This window comes from Thalassoglobus polymorphus, assembly GCF_007744255.1.
In the GTDB taxonomy this organism is placed as follows: domain Bacteria; phylum Planctomycetota; class Planctomycetia; order Planctomycetales; family Planctomycetaceae; genus Thalassoglobus; species Thalassoglobus polymorphus.
On sequence record NZ_CP036267.1, the window covers coordinates 5,433,644 to 5,454,026 of the forward strand.

16 protein-coding genes are annotated in these 20,383 nt (G+C 49.2%); 6 read left to right on the forward strand and 10 right to left on the reverse strand.

Going from position 1 to position 20,383, the window contains the following annotated elements:
* Positions 1 to 41: 41 nt before the first annotated feature.
* The 3 genes from Mal48_RS19680 to Mal48_RS19690 all read right to left on the reverse strand — a co-directional run bounded on the left by Mal48_RS19680 (position 42) and on the right by Mal48_RS19690 (position 2,386).
* Positions 42 to 857: a sugar phosphate isomerase/epimerase family protein gene (locus Mal48_RS19680; protein ID WP_145203723.1), complete on the reverse strand. Its 816-nt coding sequence runs from the start codon at positions 855 to 857 to the stop codon at positions 42 to 44.
* A gap of 106 nt (positions 858 to 963) precedes the next feature.
* Entirely contained in the window at positions 964 to 1,587 is a 624-nt protein-coding gene (locus Mal48_RS19685) for a carboxymuconolactone decarboxylase family protein (protein ID WP_197441851.1), read from the reverse strand.
* 256 nt (positions 1,588 to 1,843) lie between these two features.
* Positions 1,844 to 2,386 (reverse strand): peroxiredoxin, encoded by a 543-nt coding sequence (locus tag Mal48_RS19690; RefSeq protein WP_145203729.1) that lies wholly within the window; start codon positions 2,384 to 2,386, stop codon positions 1,844 to 1,846.
* A gap of 286 nt (positions 2,387 to 2,672) precedes the next feature.
* On the opposite strand from Mal48_RS19690, the gene Mal48_RS19695 reads away from it, so the two are divergent.
* The 6 genes from Mal48_RS19695 to Mal48_RS19720 all read left to right on the forward strand — a co-directional run bounded on the left by Mal48_RS19695 (position 2,673) and on the right by Mal48_RS19720 (position 10,999).
* Positions 2,673 to 3,770, forward strand: coding sequence for an FAD:protein FMN transferase (locus Mal48_RS19695; protein WP_145203732.1), 1,098 nt, complete (start codon positions 2,673 to 2,675; stop codon positions 3,768 to 3,770).
* Between the two features lie 195 nt (positions 3,771 to 3,965).
* Entirely contained in the window at positions 3,966 to 5,438 is a 1,473-nt protein-coding gene (locus Mal48_RS19700) for a hypothetical protein (protein WP_145203734.1), read from the forward strand.
* Between the two features lie 50 nt (positions 5,439 to 5,488).
* Positions 5,489 to 6,154, forward strand: a complete 666-nt coding sequence (locus Mal48_RS19705) for a sigma-70 family RNA polymerase sigma factor (RefSeq protein ID WP_145203736.1) — start codon at positions 5,489 to 5,491, stop codon at positions 6,152 to 6,154.
* Positions 6,155 to 6,579: 425 nt separating this feature from the next.
* Positions 6,580 to 7,530, forward strand: coding sequence for a C-terminal binding protein (locus Mal48_RS19710; protein ID WP_145203738.1), 951 nt, complete (start codon positions 6,580 to 6,582; stop codon positions 7,528 to 7,530).
* 304 nt (positions 7,531 to 7,834) lie between these two features.
* A complete protein-coding gene (locus Mal48_RS19715) occupies positions 7,835 to 10,432 on the forward strand; it encodes a PAS domain S-box protein (protein ID WP_197441852.1) in 2,598 nt (865 codons plus the stop codon).
* Between the two features lie 147 nt (positions 10,433 to 10,579).
* Positions 10,580 to 10,999 carry a response regulator gene (locus Mal48_RS19720; protein WP_145203744.1) on the forward strand — a complete coding sequence of 140 codons (420 nt, stop codon included), beginning with the start codon at positions 10,580 to 10,582 and terminating at the stop codon, positions 10,997 to 10,999.
* Positions 11,000 to 11,289: 290 nt separating this feature from the next.
* Here Mal48_RS19720 and Mal48_RS19725 read toward each other — a convergent pair whose 3' ends face one another.
* The 7 genes from Mal48_RS19725 to nuoK form a co-directional block, all read right to left on the reverse strand.
* Positions 11,290 to 11,601: a hypothetical protein gene (locus Mal48_RS19725; protein WP_197441853.1), complete on the reverse strand. Its 312-nt coding sequence runs from the start codon at positions 11,599 to 11,601 to the stop codon at positions 11,290 to 11,292.
* Between the two features lie 907 nt (positions 11,602 to 12,508).
* Positions 12,509 to 13,327, reverse strand: a complete 819-nt coding sequence (locus Mal48_RS19730) for a TatD family hydrolase (protein WP_145203750.1) — start codon at positions 13,325 to 13,327, stop codon at positions 12,509 to 12,511.
* 362 nt (positions 13,328 to 13,689) lie between these two features.
* Positions 13,690 to 14,124, reverse strand: coding sequence for a hypothetical protein (locus Mal48_RS19735; RefSeq protein ID WP_145203753.1), 435 nt, complete (start codon positions 14,122 to 14,124; stop codon positions 13,690 to 13,692).
* 34 nt (positions 14,125 to 14,158) lie between these two features.
* The gene (locus tag Mal48_RS19740; protein ID WP_145203755.1) at positions 14,159 to 15,832 is read right to left on the reverse strand and encodes an NADH-quinone oxidoreductase subunit N; all 1,674 of its coding nucleotides are present in this window, start codon (positions 15,830 to 15,832) and stop codon (positions 14,159 to 14,161) included.
* 55 nt (positions 15,833 to 15,887) lie between these two features.
* A complete protein-coding gene (locus tag Mal48_RS19745; RefSeq protein WP_145203758.1) occupies positions 15,888 to 17,492 on the reverse strand; it encodes a complex I subunit 4 family protein in 1,605 nt (534 codons plus the stop codon).
* A gap of 47 nt (positions 17,493 to 17,539) precedes the next feature.
* Entirely contained in the window at positions 17,540 to 19,999 is a 2,460-nt protein-coding gene (gene nuoL / locus Mal48_RS19750) for an NADH-quinone oxidoreductase subunit L (RefSeq protein ID WP_145203761.1), read from the reverse strand.
* Between the two features lie 66 nt (positions 20,000 to 20,065).
* Entirely contained in the window at positions 20,066 to 20,377 is a 312-nt protein-coding gene (nuoK, locus tag Mal48_RS19755; protein ID WP_145203764.1) for an NADH-quinone oxidoreductase subunit NuoK, read from the reverse strand.
* Between the last annotated feature and the right edge of the window lie 6 nt (positions 20,378 to 20,383).

Here is a 20,383-nt window from a genome sequence, read left to right on the forward strand (position 1 = left end):
TCTACCGTGTACCCGTGGACACAAAAAAGAGCGAACATTTTCTATCGAAACAGTTTCTGAAACATTTCGATGGTTTGCTTGGCTGCTGCCGTCGGGTCGGGCCAAGGGAAGGCTTCTGCGGAAGCGTAGGCTTGGTAGTTGATCTCTTTCAGCGCGGAGACGATCGGTTCGTATTTCATGTGTCCGTTGCCAGCTGGACGACGGTTTGAATCGACGAAGTGCACATGACCGATGTGGCGTCCGCCATCTTTCAGGCCTTGCGCAATACAGGTCTCTTCGATGTTCATGTGGAACAAATCTGCGAGCAACACAACATTCGAAATCGATTGCGATTCGATCAGCTGAACACCGTCTGCCATTGTATTACAAAGATTTGTCTCGTAGCGATTCAGTGGCTCGTAGATCAGCGGAACGTTGTACTGCTTCGCGTACTCACCAAGTTCGGACAACGCCTCTCCGAGAAGTTCTAACGCTTTGTCTTTCGGAAGGTCAGTTGTCCAACGTCCTTGCATCGAACCGATAATCGCCGGAGCTGAGAATTCGCCGCCGAAGTCGATCATTGATTTCACAAAATCAATTGCCGCTTGACGCTTGGCAGCTTCCGTATCAGTGAGGCTCAACTGGCTGATCACCATGCCTGCCCCAGTTCCGACCGCAGCACACTTCAATCCGGTCTCTTCCAGGAGAGACTTGAACTGCCCACGATCAACCGCATCTGGCCCCGGAGCGAAGATCTCAACAGCGTCGTAACCAAGCTCTTTCGCAAGTCGAACACCGGCTGCCAAGTCGTCCCAAAGTACGAAAGGTCCACCACGTGCCTGTTCGACAAGGCTAATCGTTACTGCTGAAGAAATCATAGGAGGAGGCTTCCGAGCTAAGTGTGATTGATTGAAGAGAATACGTTTGTACGCATCTTTCCCTCAATTTGAAAGTGAAACGGCAGCCGTGTCACGTTCTGACAACTTACGACGCGGCATTCAAAAACTGAGCGCCAGCGTAAATTGTTGCGGCACACTGAATGGTTTCCAACATCTGCTCTTTTGTCAGGCCGAGTTTGCTGGCCTTCTCGACATGCCCTGAAGTACAGGGCTTACAAGCATTCAAATCGCTGATGGCGATGTTGATCAATTCAATGAGCGAATCATCGAGTGACGTTCCGGTAAATGTGTGAGCCCTGAGGCCAACACCCATCCCTTCAAAGAGATCACTTCCGCTGAGATCACGAAATTTGAAGAAGGTGTTGTACATATAATTCGTCGCTGCGATGGCGAGAATTTCAAGAACTTGCTGTTCTGAGAAGCCGAGAGAGAGACACCGCTGATGGAAGAAGTGAATCCACGGATCTGATTTTGCATGAGCAGCGACCGCCAGCCCGATGGCAGCCCGAGTCTTACTGTCGGTGTGGCCATCGCTGTAAACGAACTTTTTGAAGTTCATATAAAAGTCTTTCAGAAACGCTTCCACATTTCCGTAAACCAGAAATGGCGCAGGGATCTGTTCTTCACCCAGCATCTCCTGAATACGCCCGTAGAGCTTGGCGATATTTTCCGGGGCGCTGGCAACTTCGACAGGTTCAAAACGAGGCATAATGGGACTCTTGCTTAGCTGCATACGACGGGACTGATGTAAAACACTCGTCCTCAAGCAGACCCTGAGAACGAGTGTCGTACGATTTCATAAAACATGTACGCATTTGTCTCGCAGCGAGCATTCTCTTCCCTTACGAAAGATGCACTTCGCGAATACGAGAAACACGACTCTGTTTTAGAACTGATCCTGAAACTTGAAATTGCTCTCTCAAACGTTGAGAAAAGCGGCTATTCCAGAGGTTTTCGGACTGGTTTTAGTTCAAGGTTTCTTCGCCTTTGCTCCAGTTGCAAGGACAGAGCTTATCTGTTTGCAACGCATCGAGAACACGAAGGACTTCATCGACATTTCTTCCGACGCTCAAGTCGTGAATCGCAATCCAGCGAACGACTCCGTTCGGATCGATCAGGAAGATTCCTCGATAGGCGATTCCGGCATCTTCTTTCAGGACGCCATAATCACGAGAGAGCTGGTGAGTTGTATCCGCCAACATCGGGTACTTGAGCTTCCCGAGATCTTCGTGGGAATCACACCAGCCTTTGTGTGAGTAAACACTGTCTGTGCTGGCTGTGAGCACGGCACATTCACGATCTTCGAAATCACCCAATTTGTCATTGAAAGAAACGATTTCAGTGGGGCAAACGAATGTGAAATCGAGTGGATAGAAGAACAGGCAAACCCACTTTCCCTTGAAGTCGCCAAGTGAAATTTCTTTGAACTGATCGTCGCTGCCATCTTTCGTGCGATCGTAAGAATTCACCTTAAAGTCGGGAGCGGGTTGTCCAATTTGTGCACTCATCGTCATCTCTCCTGGTTGAATATCATCAGATTGTTCGAGCGAGGCCATGGTGAGGTTGCTCGAACGAAGGGGTTGCGTCTTGAAGCGGAATTGTAATTATTGATGGCGTCACCTTAACCTTGGGACGCTCGAACGGAAGAACCGCCGCTCAATAGATTCCTGACGATGGAAGTATAGTCTGAACAAGCGTGACTTCAAGGAGTTGAAACGTCCAAATCGCTCAAGTCTTATCCGGATTGCCATCGCAGAGTCCTTCAAGTGCCCAATTACGAATCTAATACCACAAATGTCTAAGCCACATGATTCCTCTCGACGCGAATTCCTGACCGGGAAAGCGGTGCATAAAGAAATCCGCCGTGTCGGCGATGAGATCGCAGATGCACTCGTTGATGCAGAACCGGGCCGGGTGGCTCCGGTGGCTAGCCAAACTGTGAGACTGGAAACCAAAGCAATGGGCTGCCCTTGGTGTGTCATCATGAATCCCGGGCCGCCGCGACAGGTCATGGTCGCTTCGGATGCGTTTGACTGCGTCCGAGATGCAGAACAACTGCTGACAATTTATCGAGACGACAGCGACGTCTCTCAGCTCAACCGAGAAGCATTCTCAGACTGGCAGGAAGTTTCCGAAGAATTGGAATCGTTTCTCAAAACATGCCGAGAAATTTATGAATCCACATCAGGAGCTTTTGATCCCGCAAGCGGTCGGCTGATTCAACTCTGGAAATCAACACGTCTCAACAACCGAATTCCTGATCAGGCTGAAGTTGAGGAAGCCCTCGCAAACTCCGGGATGCAATATGTCGCTCAAAGTGAAAAGGGAGTGAAATTTGAGCGGGATTTATTACTGGACTTTGCTTCAATCGGGAAAGGATACGGCATCGACAAAGCTGCCACACATATCAAAAATGAAGAAATTGAAAATTTTCTGGTTCACGGTGGGCAAAGCAGCCTGTTTGCCTCGGGAACTCATCGTGATTTAGACGGTTGGCCCATCGGTCTCAAGAACCCACTCTTCACAGACAAACGTTACGCGACAATTTTGCTTAAAAACTCAGGAATGTCGACGAGCGGCTCAAATATCCAGTTTTTCCGATTTGAAGGAAAACGCTACGGGCATCTACTCGATCCCCGCACAGGATGGCCTGCCAAAGGATTACTTTCGGTCACTGTGATCGCCCCCACAGCAACGGAAGCGGACGCATTATCAACGGCTTTCTATGCGATGGGACTCGACAAGGCGGTCCAGTATTGCGATGATCATCCCCAAGTTGGTGCAATCCTTGTCGCTGCGCCAACTCATGGACGAATCCTCGAACCAGTGATCAAGAATTTTCCTCTCGATCAGCTGTTTTTCGAGGAAGGCGTTTCAGTCGTGACTGACTGAAACTCGACTTCGAAACCGACCAGGATTGATACGAGCTCAGGGAAACAACCTGTCGTCTCGCATCCAGCTGGTTTCGAATCGACTTTGTTTCGATGAAGACTGCTTCTTGTCGAACGAGATCAACATGCCGTCCAGCCTCCCGCCTGAATAAATCGATATCCATCACTTCAAAATAAAATTCTGAGGAACGTCAGAGTGAAAGACCTCAAACGTATTTCCGGGCTCGCCATTTTACTCATCATTGTGCTGAGAATTTCCATTGGCTGGCAATTACTTTACGAAGGAATGTGGAAGTACGACCAAATGGATGGTCCCAGTCCATGGACTTCTGAGGGTTATCTTAAGAATGCCCAAGGCCCTTTTCGTGACCACTTCCGGAACATGACCGGTGATCCCGACGACCTCAACTGGCTCGATTATGCCAAGATGAGCAAGAAGTGGTACAACTGGCGAGACAAGTTCGCTTCTCATTACAAGCTGAATGATGAGCAAAAAACGGTTCTGAATATCATCCTGGACGGAGATGCCGAGAAGGATACGGCCCCGGCGGAAAATCCCCCTCAAATAACTTTTTCAAGAACACTCGCTGCTCTTCCGGAATCTGTCGATCTCGGCAGATATAAGTCAACTATTGCTTACGACGCAAAGTCGAAAAAGTTGACTGTGAAGCAAGCCGTTTTGCCGAGTGAAGAGACTAAAATCAAAGCGATGGTGGATGTCGTTGCCACAGGGAACGACGAGGTTCCTTACGCAAAGAAAAAAGCGGCTGACGCTCCTGAAGATGCCCCTCTCGTCCCTGCTGATGACACCGAAGTTGCATTCTTCCGCACCTTCGATGCACTCGTCAGATATTCCCGGGCTCCCGTCGAACGACAACTCGGTGACTTGGCTGCTCTTTCAAAAAAGAAAGACTCAGGCGTCAACGCCGAGAACTTCAACTACGCAGCCTCTCGAATCAACTCCACAGTCAAGAAAGCTTTGCCATATCGACAACGACTTGCTGCATCGCTACAGGGAGACCCTGAACGAACAGGCGTGACTGGTGAACTGAACGAACGTGGCTCATTCAACATTGAGATGGGAACAGTGACCCGTCAGGAAGAAAGCGCGGAAAAGCACAACATCAAATTCGGAAAAATCAAAGAGTACAAAGAGTTACTCGCTGAGTACGAAGCAGCCCTGACTCAGGCGTCGATGAGTTATCAGCACGATCATGCCACGATGCTCGCCAAAAAAGTTGCCATCATGCGAGCAGACCTTACGGGCCCAATCAAAACGTTAGAGTCTGAACTCATGGATAACGCCATGAAGATTCTGACGGATGAACAACTCAAACTCGGCGCCCCCGCACCTGCGGACACCCCACTTCACCGTGCGGACATGGCTGCGATGTGGGGCTTGCTGATCCTCGGCTCGCTTCTGATTGTCGGCTTCTTCACACGGTTCTCAGCCGTAATGGCCGCCGCGATGGTGTTGTCGTTTTACTTGGTGATCCCACCATGGCCTGGTGTGCCACCTGCTCCGGGGCCAGAGCATAGTCTCTACATCAACAAAAATATGATTGAGATCATCGCACTGCTTTGCATTGCGGCTTTGCCAACGGGGACATGGTTTGGAATTGACGCCTTCTTCTCAAGCATCTTCTTCAAGAAGAAAACGGATGAGTAACGAGGCTTGACCAGAGCTGTCTGAATCAATTTGAACATGATGGGGAGCCCATGCCTGAGAACGCTGACCATCAAAGTCCTGACCATCAGGACGCGAACCATCTGATTGAACGGATCCGCCAGAAAGATCGCGACGCCTTAGCAGAGTTCATCGAACTTCGGCGTCCGCAACTTTTGGCGTTTATCGACAAGCGGCTGAGTGACCGTCTGCGCAAGAAAATCGAAGCCAGCGACATCTTTCAAGATCTCTCGATGAGCTGCCTCGGTTCTTTTGAATCTGTTGACTTCGAAGGTCGCGACCCATTTCGCTGGTTGTGCCAGCAGGCTGAACGCCGCATCATCGACGCTCATCGGCATCATTTCGGTGCACAAAAACGGGCAGCGAATCGTGAAGTTGGCATCCATGGCGCCGGCCCAGGAAATGAAGGGGCCGGTATCGAAAACGACCTGGCTGCGAGCATGACCAGCCCGAGCGCTGCCTTCTCTCGCAACCAAAAAGAATTCTTCCTCGCAGAGGCATTGGAACAACTTCCGGATGAGGCTCGTGAAGCCTTGAAGCTACGCTACCTGCAAGGCATGCAGAGCAAGGAAATCGCCGAGCAAATCGGGAAATCGGATGCAGCGACACGAGTCCTCCTCAGCAGGTCATTAAAGCGCATGCAAGAGATGCTCTCAGAAAATGTTGCATTTCAAACTCTCCTCGCGCAAAATCGATAGAGACAACGGCTTCGATTGATTGTCTTTCAAGAGACGTCAAAAGATTTCGAAGCTCTGTTCTTCGTTCCATTCAAATCGTCGTGATGCGTCTTGAACAGGAAGCAGCGGAGCAAGGAAAGGCTCATCCATCAAGCGCATCCGCCCAATTCAGCCATCCGGTACCAACAAGAGCCCACAGCCCGACCATCAGCCCCTGAAGGAAGCAAAGCGGTTCTCATCATGCCTGCTGAAGTGAATCGGAAGAACATTCAGTTTCCTCCGGCAGAGTATTCATCCGACAGCCTTGAGTACGCGCACGAGCAACGCTCAATGCAAACACAGGAGATCAATTGAGATCACATGGATGAAGCGTCATGCGTGTGAAACTTCGCATCCATGCTGCGCCAGACCACTCAGCCGAAATCTAAAACAGGTGTCGCAAGAGCATGAGTTCCCGAAAAATCTTAATCACAGATCACCCCTGGCCAGAACTCGAGATTGAAGAGAATCTTCTGAGAGCTGCAGGAATCGAAATTGTCGATGCCCCGAATGACGCGGAAGCAACGCTCATCGATCTCGCTCAAGATGTCTTTGCCATCGCAACATGCTGGGCCGAGGTCACAGAGCCGGTCATTCGGGCAGCCAAAAGCTGCAAACTGATCTGCCGCATGGGAATCGGGCTCGACAACATCAACCTCAAGGTTGCCAGTGAACTCGAAATCCTAGTCACGAACGTTCCCGATTACTGCGTCGAAGAAGTCGCAGATCATACGCTCGGATTGATGCTGGCACTCACACGGAATATCGGCTTCTTCCATCAACGAACCAAGCAAGGTGAATACAATCTGAAAGCGGGACCACCGATGCACCGGCTCAGTGAGCAACGCCTGGGACTTATCGGTTTCGGACACATCGGACGAGAGGTGTTCCAACGGGCAAAAGCGTTTGGGCTTGATGTCGCCGCCCACACTCCGTCAGGAAACGATTACGGAACCGGTTGCCCGATGCTTTCGCTGGATGAAATTCTCTTCACTTCGGATATCCTGAGCCTACACGCTCCATTGTCCGACGCCACTCACCATCTGATCAATGACAGCACCGTGAACCAACTCAAGGCTGGCGTCATCTTGATCAACACTTCGCGCGGCTCATTGATCGATCCTGCAGCGCTCTTGCGAGGCCTGCAAACCGGGAAGATTGCCGGCGCAGGCCTGGACGTCTTCGAACCCGAGCCACCCGATCTGCATGACGAGTTGTACCGACAGGAAAACGTCATCGCCACACCGCACGCTGCGTTTGTTTCAGAAGAATCAGTGGACGAGTTGAGAATGCGCGTCACAAAACAGATCCTCGCAGTTTTTAATGGCGAGCCCCCGCAAAACATCGTAAACCAGTGAATATTCACTCGATCGCCACATCTGCGAGCGACTCTTTCAACATTTATTGAAAACATCATCACGAACAGAGGCGAGATCAAAACCAATCCTGCTCTTGAGGTGATAATATTTTTCGAATTGCCGTTCGGAATCCGTCCTGCATTATGACTGGCAGCCCATGCAGTCTCACAAACGACCTTCACCGGGGCGGCAAGCATTGAAAATGCCCTGAACGCTGTTTGGATGCACTATCCATTTCAGCACCAATCGTCCAAGATAAACGCGAAGTACATGTTCCCATTACTCATCGTTGGGAGGGCCACGCGTGAAACCTTTTGAACTCGACTTCAAAAATCTTGCTGACCATGCACCTGTGCTGATTTGGGTTTCCAACACAGAATGGGAATGCATGTATGTCAATCTTCGCTGGTGCAACTTCACCGGACAGTCGCAGGAAGAGGCACTCGGATCGGGATGGCGAAACGCGCTTTCAGAAGATGACCTTCAAACAGTCACTAGCGCAGCGAAACAGATGCAGGGCAGTCGACAACCATTTGATGTCGAATTTCGCCTGCGTCGAAATGATGGTAAGTCTCGCTGGATGATCTGCCATGCGATTCCGCACATCTCAGCCAGCGGGGAGTTCCTTGGATATATCGGAACATGCGTCGAAAACCACAAAGAACACCTGCTACGCGAGCAGACAATCAAGCAGGAAAAGCGTCTCAGTAAGCTCTACGAGAAAACCCCAGCGCTCATGCAATCGATTGACGCAAAAGGAGTACTCCTCTCTGTGAGCGATTCCTGGCTGGAGCACTTTGGATACAGTCGTGAAGAAGTCCTCGGACGAAGCCTGGCAGATTTCCTGACGAAAGAATCAAGTCGTCATGTCGCTGTGCAAATAGAACAGTTTCGATCCCGAGGTCACTGCGAAAATATTGAGCTGCAATATCTCACCAAAGATGGTCGCGTTCGAGAGATCAACTTGAACGCGATTGCCGAGACCGATTTCCACAGCCAGTTTGCTCGGTCCACCGCAGTGCTTGAGGATGTCACCGAAGCCCGAAAGAGCTTGCGAAAGCTGCAGCAAACCCGACTCGCTTTCGACCAGTCAGGCGAAGCGATCTTCTGGTTGTCTCTCGACGGAAAGATCACCGATGCCAATCAACAAGCGTGTGAATCGCTGGGCTACACGATTGATGAACTCATATCGCTGTCCGTCTGGGACATCGACCCCAATGAATCACGCACAAATTGGGAGCAAGCTGGCTGGCAAGAAACATTTGCAAAGAGCAAAACATTTCGTTCGATTCATCAGAAGAAAAACGGCTCACAAATTCCAGTGGAGGTCAACGCCAAGCTCATCAATGTCGACGGGGAATCCTTCATCATCGGTTTTGTACGTGATCTCTCGGAGGATTTGCGACACGACTACGAATTCTCCCACACGAAGCGTCGGCTGGAAGAGGCCCTTCGTTCGGGCAACATTGGACTTTGGGATTGGGACATGGAAACCGGGATCGTCTCGTACTCTGCAGAGTGGAAAACTCAAGTTGGTCTTCCAACTGACAGCACCATCGATGGGTACGAAGCATGGGAAACCCGGGTTCACCCCGATGACAAAGCTCAAGCAATTTTGCGGTTACAAAATTATCTGGACGGGAAAACCGATGGCTACATCTCGGTCTTTCGATTCAAACACGAAGATGGTTCGTATCGCTGGATTCGTGCTCAAGGCCGGGTCTTTTACGATGCCGACGAACACCCCGATCGCATGATCGGAGTTCATGTTGACATGACCGACCAAAAGCTGGCTCAAATTGAACTGAGAGAAAAGACAGCTGAACTCGAAGCCATCTTCAACGCCAGCCCGGACCTTTTCTTCCGAACCAGTCTAGACGGCTTGATCCAGGATTGCCGTGTGAGCTCAGAAGCCATTTTCCCCAAACCCGAAGATGGCTATGTTGGCCATAAAATTCAGTCTCTGGTCTCAAGCGATGTCGCCACAGACTACAACCACGCATATACGAACCTCTCAAACACCGGTCAGTCTCAAACGATTGAATACCGCATGAGAATCAATGGCGATCAGGTTTGGCATCAAGCTGTCCTTGTAAAATTCCACAAGACAAGTGTGGCGATTTTCATTCGCGACATTACAGACCGAAAATCGTCCGAGATGGATCTCATCAAACGGACACGAGAGCTCGAACGTAGCAACGACGACCTGGATCGTTTTGCGTACGTTGCTTCTCACGATTTGAAGTCACCACTTCGGGGGATTCAACACTTAACTAAATGGATCCGCGAAGACTCCGAAGGAAAACTTCCCGAGACCTGCAACGACCACCTGAAACGTCTCGATGAACAGGTACTGCGAATGCAAAGCCTGCTGGACGACTTACTCCAATACTCTCGCGCAGGACGGGTTCGAGTCGCAGTCGAGGCGATCGATTTACAAGAACTGTTCGATGAAATCGTCGGCCTCATCCAACCTCCTTCGATGGCAACAATTCAACTCCATAATGATGGCATCGATCTCCTGACCGGTCGCGCACCACTCTTTCATGTGCTGCTCAACCTGATTGAAAATGCACTGAAGTATCACAACCGCGACGATCCAAAGGTTCACGTTCGCGTGACTGAAACCTCCGATCTGGAATATGTCCAATTCGAAGTCAGCGACGACGGTCCCGGGATCCCGAGAGAGCATCAAAAACAGATCTTCGAGATGTTCCAACGACTCGACACCAGTGTTTCAGGGACCGGAATGGGGCTTGCAGTCGTACGAAGAGTCATCGAAGCTAGAGGCGGAACCATTGAACTGGTCTCTCTGCCCGGACAAGGCTCACAGTTTTATTTCACCTGGCCAAGCATGCGTGACCTCCCCGAAAACGATTTTGATGACGAGAAGCAGCGATGAAAGCATTTTTTATAATCGTATTCTCGTTCTGCCTCCCGGGCAGAGCGAACTCCCACTTCGGAACTTCTGTCATACAGAATTTTCTCATCGCCTGAAAAATCACAGCCAGATTTCCGGACCAATTACAAAACTTGAATTCCTGTTCTTATGCACCTGCTGATCATTGAAGACGAAGAACTCGATGTCATTGCTCTACAGCGAGCATTTACGAAACACAATGTTCCGTTCAACATGACAGTCGCACGAAACGGAGCGGAAGCACTGCACGTGCTTCGCGGCACCGAACTGGATCAACAGCGGATCCCCGGCCCGGTTTTAATCTTACTTGATGTCAACATGCCCAGGATGAACGGAATTGAGTTCCTGAAAGTATTGCGAGCGGACCCCGAACTGAAACAGCTTCCTGTTTTCATGCTCACAACTTCGGACGAAGAACGTGATGTGAATGCCGCTTATAACCTTGGGATTTCAGGCTATTTGCTAAAACAGGATATCGGTGAGGACTGCGAGAAACTGATCCAACTCATCAACGCTTACGCAGATGTCGTCCATTTTCCGGAACAGTAGTGCCCCACTTTTCGCATTGCGGACGGAAGCACGCTGATGCAGTCCTTGCGGACGACAACGTCGCAGCTCTCAAGCAACTCCACAAGCGACGACCATAATATGTCCCTGACCTCCTCAAGGCCCAACAGGGCAGCAGGAGGGGGCTTCATCTCGACGAAAGACAAAGACCTTCTCAGTTGAAACTGAGAGTAGGCCTGCGCGAGAAAACGGTTAGCGCAAAAAAGAACGAGCAAACCAGATTTGACCTGATTCGCTCGTACCGAAAGCTCAGTAATCTCAAGCCGAGATCACTATTTTTTCTTGGTCGCTTTTTTCTTAGTTGCTTTCTTTTTAGTAGCAGCTTTTTTCTTTGGAGCAGCTTTCTTTTTAGCGGCTGCTTTTTTCTTTGGAGCTGCTTTCTTCTTAGTTGCAGTCTTTTTAGCGGCTGCTTTTTTCTTTGGAGCTGCTTTCTTTTTAGCAGCTGCCTTTTTCTTTGGAGCCGCTTTCTTTTTAGCAGCTGCCTTTTTCTTTGGAGCTGCTTTCTTTTTAGCAGCTGTCTTTTTCTTTGGAGCTGCTTTCTTCTTAGTTGCAGCTTTCTTCTTAGTTGCCTTTTTCTTGGCCACGGAAACTCCTCCTTCCAAGAGCTTCTAGGTTGTGGAATGAACAGGTTGCTACTGGGCAGATCTTGTTCAGTCTCCACATTGCCGAATCCATCCCGATTCGCCAACCGTGGCGAACCGACTGTGATCGTCATGATGAATGTGAATCATGGTTGATGAAAACACAAAGACACAACGACAACAATGACTTGCGGCAAATGTTACGAAAAGAGCAAATCCTTGCAAGTCTTTTTTGAACCATTTTGATGACATCAGAACTTCACCACTGCCGTCGAGCGAACACTTCAGCATGGCTCAATTCGAACACGCAGTCGTTTCACAAAAATTTGTGTGAACGAAACCTCTTCGATGTGCAGTCAAAACTGTCACTAAAGCGCTCACTCGTGCAACGATACGAATGGAATTCCTCATCACGATTCAAAGCCATTGTGTGAAGCCCATCCAGAAATCGGAAGCAAAACTCGCCCGACTTCGCGATCACCTTCGCAAGACTTTTGAGTTGAACACTCTTTGAGGAGAATCAAAGAACATCATTTTCACCGCAATAATTGTGCGGTAAATCAACATCCCCCATGTTACACACTGAAGCGATCACGGAATGAAACAACTCCAGAGAGCGCACACACTCACGAAGTGACTGACCTCAAAGCAAGTGACTCTCTGTTCGAATTGAACAGCACGACACAAGACAAGTGAAGTAAAGATAATCCGTATTTTGCAATACGAAGAGTCATCGATTTTCACATGAGCGCGAGCGATGCATTGAAGAGTTCGCCGCACGTTGAGTAAGTCACAAACACAAGCTGGCAGATGTTTCGCGTTCCAATTTTTTTTCTCCATTTTGAAAAAAGTTTGGAAACAAGAGATGAATTGCGATCAAAAGCCAAGATCGTGCGCGCAACAAAACGAATTACGAAAGAGAAAAGAATCGTTGCGCATTTTCTGTTGTCGCACTTGCGAACTCCTCGAGCGTAAGATCATGAAGGTCTGCAAGGCAACGCGCGGTCTGAACAACGTTGGCAGGTTCGTTTCTTTTACCGCGCAAAGGGACGGGAGCAAGATATGGAGAATCAGTCTCTACAAAAATTCGATTCAGTGGAATCGCTTTGGCGACCTCGCGAAGATCGTTATTTTTCTTGAACGTCACCATCCCTGCAAACGAGATATGCATCCCTAATTCAAGACAAGCTTCAGCTGTTTCTCGGTCACCACAAAACGAATGCATCACTCCATCCAGAGGAGCGTTCTTCGCGCACTCGCGCAACAGTTCAACCACGTCCATTTCTGCCTCACGACAATGAACAACGAACGGTTTATTAATCGCCTGAGAAAGCTCAATGTGCTTCCTGAACCATTCAACCTGAAGTTCAATCGGGGCATGATCCCAGTAGCGGTCGAGCCCAGTTTCTCCGATCCCAACGACACAATCCTCTTTAGCCAGGTCCACAATCTGCTCAAAGTCACCGGGCTTCATTTCCGCGACATAATTCGGTTGAATTCCGACCACGGCATGGATCTGCGGATAAGACTTAGCAAGCTTAACTGCAGCTTGACTGGTAGCGAGCGTAATCCCAATCGTCAGGATCTCATGTACGCCTGCTTGCTGTGCCCGATCAAGAACCTCTGGAAGGTCGACGTGAAAAGATTGCTCGTCGAGATGAGCGTGAGTATCGATCAGCATAGGAGACACCAACTTGGACACGGCTGTCAGATGAATCAAATCAGCCATCGGAATACGTACGATGACCGGTGAGAGTTTTCAATACTAGAGCATCTTTCGAATTGGTTTGCAGGATCTGCCTCTTGGCATCAGTTTATGGGCTTGTGAAAACGGACTTCGAGGACAACAGAAGAACTGGAAATGCTCGAGAGAGGTTTTCTGTGTCGTGTGCCCGTGAAGAACACGCTTCAATAAATGAAAAACGCGATGCGGAGGCAAAACCGAAAAGCTGAGAGCCTGTTGCCTGATCTGAGGGACACGACGCGAAAGTGGGTTAGCACACCCATAAATGGACATGCTGAAGGTCGATCTTCAACAAAAATCAGAATGAACGCGTCTTTGGTCTTCGTCAAGAGGACAGACAGCGACAGCTACGAAGTTGAAACTGCAAGCCGTACTTCACCGAGTGACTTAAGAACAATCTGATTCTGCTCAATGGCCCTTTCAACAAGTTTGACTGCTTCTGAATCACCAGCAAGTTGCCCGATGGCAGACTCCAGGTCGTTGAGCAGCAATTCCTGGCTTTCCTTCATACGGTCCAGAAAATACCCCAAGCCAACAAAGTGCAAGCTTGTGTACTCCGGAGGATAAACTCCGAAATCGACGAGATGCTTTCGTGAACGCAAGAAGTCTACCATTTCAGAGACAGACTTATCCTGCTTTGATGCGAAATCTTGGATACGGTCCAGAAGCTCAGAGTCGGCATCTGACGACCATGGAGAAGCTTCGGCACCATACTGGACAAGACTGCGATGAATCTCAATCAGCAGAGAATTGACCAGAGAATTAGTGGCTGAGGGATCCATCGAACTTCCGTAAGTCATGATCTGATGAGGACGATTATTTGAACAGTACATCTGCAACGTATTGAGCAGTCGCACTCAGGTCGCCCTGAAGTGGTGTCATTCCAAGTGCCAGAATCGGAAGAGTGACCAACAGGACATATGCCCCTGCCATCCCTGGAACGGCCACTTCTCTCGTGTCTGACTCAGGTTCTGAAATGAAGATCGCTTTCAGCACCTTCAAGTAGTAGAACAGACTGAAAACAGTATTCAGTGCACCAAACGCTAAGACGACCCACAAGAACCAGTGGACATATCCTGCCTGAATCGCACTGTAGAAGATCATCATCTTCGCAAAGAATCCACCAAACGGTGGCATTCCGACGAGGCTGAAGAAACTAATTCCCAGACAAACACAAATCACTTTTGTGGCAGCGTTATTATGGAAAATCCCGCGATAACTGTCGATCTCTTCGCTGAACGTCTCATTACGAAGGAAAGCGACAACTGCAAATGCGGAGAGATTCATGAACAGATAAACGCAAATGTAATACATCAGTCCTTCAACACACCCCACAGCAGCGGTGTTTGCATCAACTCCCTTGGTTGTTGAATTGACAACCACGAGTAACGCGGAAACACCCATCACCATATAACCCGCATGAGCAATGGTTGAGTAAGCAAGAAGTCGCTTGATGTTGACTTGCGTGTAAGCAGCGAGGTTTCCAAGCGTCATTGTCACAATCGAAATCACACCGAGTGCAACCCCGAAGAAGAGTAACAGTTCCTCACCAGCACCTTGGAATGCCATGACGAATCGAACGAGTAACGCGAATGCGGCAGCTTTCGAAGCAACCGACAGGAATGCACAAACTTCTGAAGACGCACCTTCAAAGGCGTCCGGACACCAAAAGTGAAATGGAACCAGCGACAGCTTAAAAGCCAGACCGATGAGAACCATCATGATGCCAAGTACGAGCGTTACGGAATTCGCACTGAGCATGGTGAATTTTTCGTCGCCGAGCAGAAGGGCAAATCGAGCCCCCAACTCGCTCATGTCAGCTGTCCCCAATAGCCCAGCAATGAGACTAATTCCGTAGAGCATGACACCAGCAATTCCGGCACCATACACAACGTATTTCAAAGCTGCTTCAGTCGCCTGTCGACGACCTTTCTGGAATGCCACCATCACGTAACTGGGAACACTCATCATCTCAATTGAAATGAATAGCATTAACAGATGATTCGAACCAACTGCCATCAGCATTCCGATGGTTGAACCGATCAGGAGCGTGTAGAAATCTTGCCCATCCTCTTCGTCAGGAATCCCAGTCAGAATCGTAAGTGCGATCAAGAGCACCAAAAAGAGACTGAGACCCAAGCGGAAAAAGACTGCAAACTGATCATGCATCAACAGTCCGGTGAAGTAGGGACCGGGAGTGCCAACGTTTTCTGCAGAAAGAGGCCAAACACTGAACAGAAGTTTCAGGCCTTCAGTTGCATCGACCCCATTGGACTTGAGGTACATGAATTGGGCAAAGGCGCCAAAGAATGCCAGTAACGATCCGAACAAAGCAATCCAGCAAGTCGGAGCCTTACTATGCAACCCGAGCATCCGCCATAGCAGAAGTAAAACAACGGTCACACAAAGCACAAGTTCAGGCGCAAAGATCTCCAACGAGCGTGGGATCTCTTGTTTCAGAACTTGATCTAAAATCGATTGAACAGGCATCGTGAATTATTACTTATTAGCGTCGACCGGTGTGAGACTCAATGAACGCTTTCAATTACTTTGGAATCTGTGTGACAGCAGCATTGATCGTCTCGTTGATCACCGCGTATCCAACTGACAAGGACTCAGTCAAGTGCTGGACAGATGGCTCCATCACAACAAGCACAGTTTGATAAGGGAAAATCCCAAGCACGACAGCCAAAATTGCCAAAGTCCAGGCAACTGACTTTTCGCGACCAGTGATCGGAGTCAACGCCTCTGGGTGTGGTCCCTTGTATTCCGGTCCAAGATAAACACGTTGGATCGTCCAAAGAATGTATCCCGCTGTGAGAATGACAGCTGAGGCTGCAATGATTGCCAGAATCGGACTGAAGTTCCACATACTCAGAACAACGTAAACTTCGCCGATGAATCCACACAGTCCGGGCAGCCCCAGACCTGCGAAGAAGATGACAATTGCCAAAGCACTGTACTGTGGCATGATCTGCATCAAACCGCCGAATTTGTTCAAATCACGATGATGGACACGGTCGTAAACAACACCGACCATGAAGAACATCCCCGCTGAAGAAATTCCGTGACCGATCATCTGGAACATTCCTCCGGAGAGGCCCATTTGCCAGTGATTGATATTCATTGTCGCGCCAGTCTCAGAGATCTTCCAGACCGCCATTCCGACCAACACATAACCCATGTGACTCACTGAACTGTAGGCCACAAGCCGTTTAAAGTCGGTTTGAGCCATCGCCGCGAAGGCACCGTAGATAATACTAAAAACGCCCAAAGCGACGAGGGTGTAAGCAGCGTAATGTGCACCGTACGGGCACAACGGCATAGCGATTCGGATGATCCCGTAACCACCCATCTTCAAGAGGATACCGGCCAGAATCATTGAGATTGGTGTTGGTGCCTCAACGTGAGCGTCTGGCAACCATGTGTGGAATGGAAACGATGGAAGCTTGATCGCAAATCCAATGAACAGCAAGATGAATGCTGCAATCTGCATGTTTGCACTAAAACCGCCGACCTTAGCGATTTCGGCAAGCTGGAGCAGATCAAAAATGTTTTGATGGCCAGTCAGTTCAGAGTTTCCACTGTTGAAGTAGAACATCAGCATGGCAATCAGCATTAACACTGAGCCTGCAAGTGTGTACAGGAAGAACTTGATGGCTGCATATTCACGACGTGGACCACCCCAAACTCCGATCAGGAAGTACATCGGTAGTAGCATCACTTCCCAGAACACGTAGAACAGGAAGAAGTCGAGAGCGAGGAAGACTCCCATCATGCCGGTTTCCAGAATTAGAAACAGCATGAGGAAACCGCGAACCTTTGTCTTGATGCTCCAGGCTGCCATGCAAGAGAGCATGGTGATCAAGCCGGTCAGGACAACCAGCGGTAAGCTGAGCCCATCCACTCCCAGTTGATAATTGATATTCCAGGTGGGCACCCACGGTATCGAAACCGCCATTTGAATTGTGCCGATTGATGTGTCGAAATCTCGCCAGATCAATAAGCTCAAAACAAAGGTGATTGCTGTAATCACCAGTGCAAACGATCGCATTGCATCCTCAGCCTTCTTGTCGAAGAACATGAGGAAGATTGCTCCCAATGCTGGAAGGAAGATCGTTGCGGATAGTAGTGTGACAGGATCGGACATAGCTTTATAAATCAGTCAGATTGTGTTCTGAAATGGCTGGACGAAACCTAACGAGGCAGAAAGACAAACAACAAAATGAACAGCGAAACGACGCTGAGGGCAATAAAGGTCACATATTGTCGAATGCGACCTGTTTGCACTGCACGCAGAGACCGTCCCATAGAGTAAGTCGTTTCTCCAAACACATTCACAATTCGGTCTACGACAACTTCATCAAACTTGCGATCCCAGACGGCAATCAAAACGACCATCCGGCTAAGGAAGTGCAAGAAAGCATCAAGGACATACTTATCAAAAGCAACTGCCCAGCTTGAAACGACATGAACCGGTCTTACCCACATCCAGTCATATAATTCGTCGAACATCCATTTTTCAGTCAGGAATTCATGAATCGCACGACCCTGGTTCTTCATCATATTTGTATCGACAACCTTCAGGCTGTAGAGCAAGTACGCTAAAAGTGTTCCGATCAAAGCAGCAAGAAGAGCAAAGCTCCCTGCAGCACTGTGGACCTCGTGAATCTGATGATGACTCGGCAGGTTTAATGCAATGATTCCACCAGCTTCAACACCTCCAGCCACATGGGTTGGTTCAGTAGACAGGATTAACTGAGCAAGTGGACCATTTTCACCACCGGCAGCACAAAACGCTGCAAAGAAAGCCAATACAAACAGTGGGGCTGTCATCAATCGCGGTGATTCATGAGCATGATCGTATACATCTTGGTCTTGCGGTGTTCCAAAGAAAGTCATGAACCACATACGGAACATGTAAAAAGCAGTGATCCCAGCTGTGATCAGCGGAATGAAGAACAACATTGAGTGCAACGGATTCAATCCAGAAAAGCTCAACGCTGTCGCAACAATTGCATCCTTCGAGTGATAGCCAGATAAAGCTGCTGCTCCGAAGCCGGGGATTGTCAGGACAGGAATTGCCAGTCCACTAATCGCGACAACTCCAATGAACATCGCCCAGCAAGTGATCGGCATTTTTTTGTAAAGCCCACCCATCTTCGTCATTTCCTGTTCGTGGTGGCACCCATGAATCACAGAGCCTGAGCAGAGGAACATCAACGACTTGAAGAAAGCGTGTGTAATCAAATGGAACAGTCCAGCTAGCCAACCACCGAGACCCAGCGCGAGCATCATGTAGCCAAGCTGACTGATTGTCGAATATGCGAGAACTTTCTTGATGTCGGTTGCGACAACGGCGATTGTCGCTCCGATGAATAGCGTGATACACCCGGTATAGGCGATGACCAGCAACACCTCTTCGGTGAACATTGGATAGAAACGACCGACCAGATAGACACCGGCAGCTACCATGGTTGCCGAGTGAACGAGGGCTGAGACCGGAGTTGGGCCTTCCATCGCATCAGGAAGCCACGTCTGCAGTGGGAATTGAGCACTTTTACCGACACATCCAGCGAAAATGCCTAAGCCAGCAACCACCAACAGCCAGTAAGGAATTGTTGATTCGTCACCTTCATGTTGCAAATGCATTCCCTGACGGGCTTGCAAAACGACTGTTTTCTCAGCCCCTTCTCCGTGGGAAACAATTTCCCCTTCGGCATTTCGAACCATCTGGAAGAGGCCAGTCTCACCAATCGTTTCCGGGTTTGTTTCAGCAAACTGAAATACGCCAAACCATGTCCAGATAATCATCAACCCAATCAGGAACCCGAAGTCCCCAACTCGGTTCATGATGAATGCTTTGTTCGCTGCCGTACTTGCTGAGTGACGTTCAACATAGAACCCGATCAGCAGGTAACTACAAAGCCCGACGAGTTCCCAGAAAATAAAGACCTGAAAGATATTCCCTGCCAGAACGAGCCCGAGCATGGAAAAACAAAACAGAGAGAGATAGGCAAAGAATCGATAGAAGCGTCCGACGCGATGGAAATGTCCGCCATCTTTTGTGTGGACGAAATGGTCTTCATAACGCTCAGTCAACTCATCACTCATGTATCCAATCGCAAAGACGTGGATACAAGTTGCGATCAATGTGACCATCGCAAACATCAAGACAGTCAGACCGTCGATGTACCAGTCAAGCGTGATGTTGAGTGAACCGAATTTGCCGAGACGGTAAAACGTTCCAGCGAACGCTTTCTCAAATGGCTTGTTTGCGTGTGACTCATGATGGTCGGCATGACCATGCTCGAGAGCTTCTTCGCCCTCACCGTGCTTATGGTCAGCATGATCATGATCATGATCGTGATCGTGATCATCATGATCAGCTTCAGCAGTGGCATGGACATCGTGAGCTTCAGCGACTTTCCATGGCACAAAATCTGTTGCGTTCATCCAAACGCAAACAGCGATCAGACTCAGGACGAACCCTGATCCAATACATCCAACTGCGATATACGCTGGGGCTTTACTTGTCCGTGAACTCCAGTAACCACCAAAGATCTCGACTAAAAACCCAAGCAACGGCAACAGCCAGGCAGCTGTCAACAGCCACACTAACTGGGAACCAACTTGTTGATAAATTTCGGGAGACATCGTTTCTCGCCGCAGTCAATTTGTTTGTATGAAGGCCGACAACAATCGCCAGCTGAAAGGAACACTCTATCCGCTAAGCTCGGTGGCTTGATCAACATCCACTGTCCGATGATTGTTGTAAAAGCTCAGCACAATCGCCAATGCGACAGCGGCTTCTGCAGCTGCCAGAACAATCACAAACAACGACATCACCTGACCATCCAGACCAAGTGTTCCATACTGAGAAAAGGCGACGAGGTTAATATTTGCCCCGTTGAGAACCAATTCCACGCCCATCAAAATCCCAATGGCATTCCGCTTGGTTGTCATGCAGAGAACTCCACAGACAAACAAAACGGCCCCCACGGCGAGGAACTTAATCAGGTTAACATCTTCCACAATATT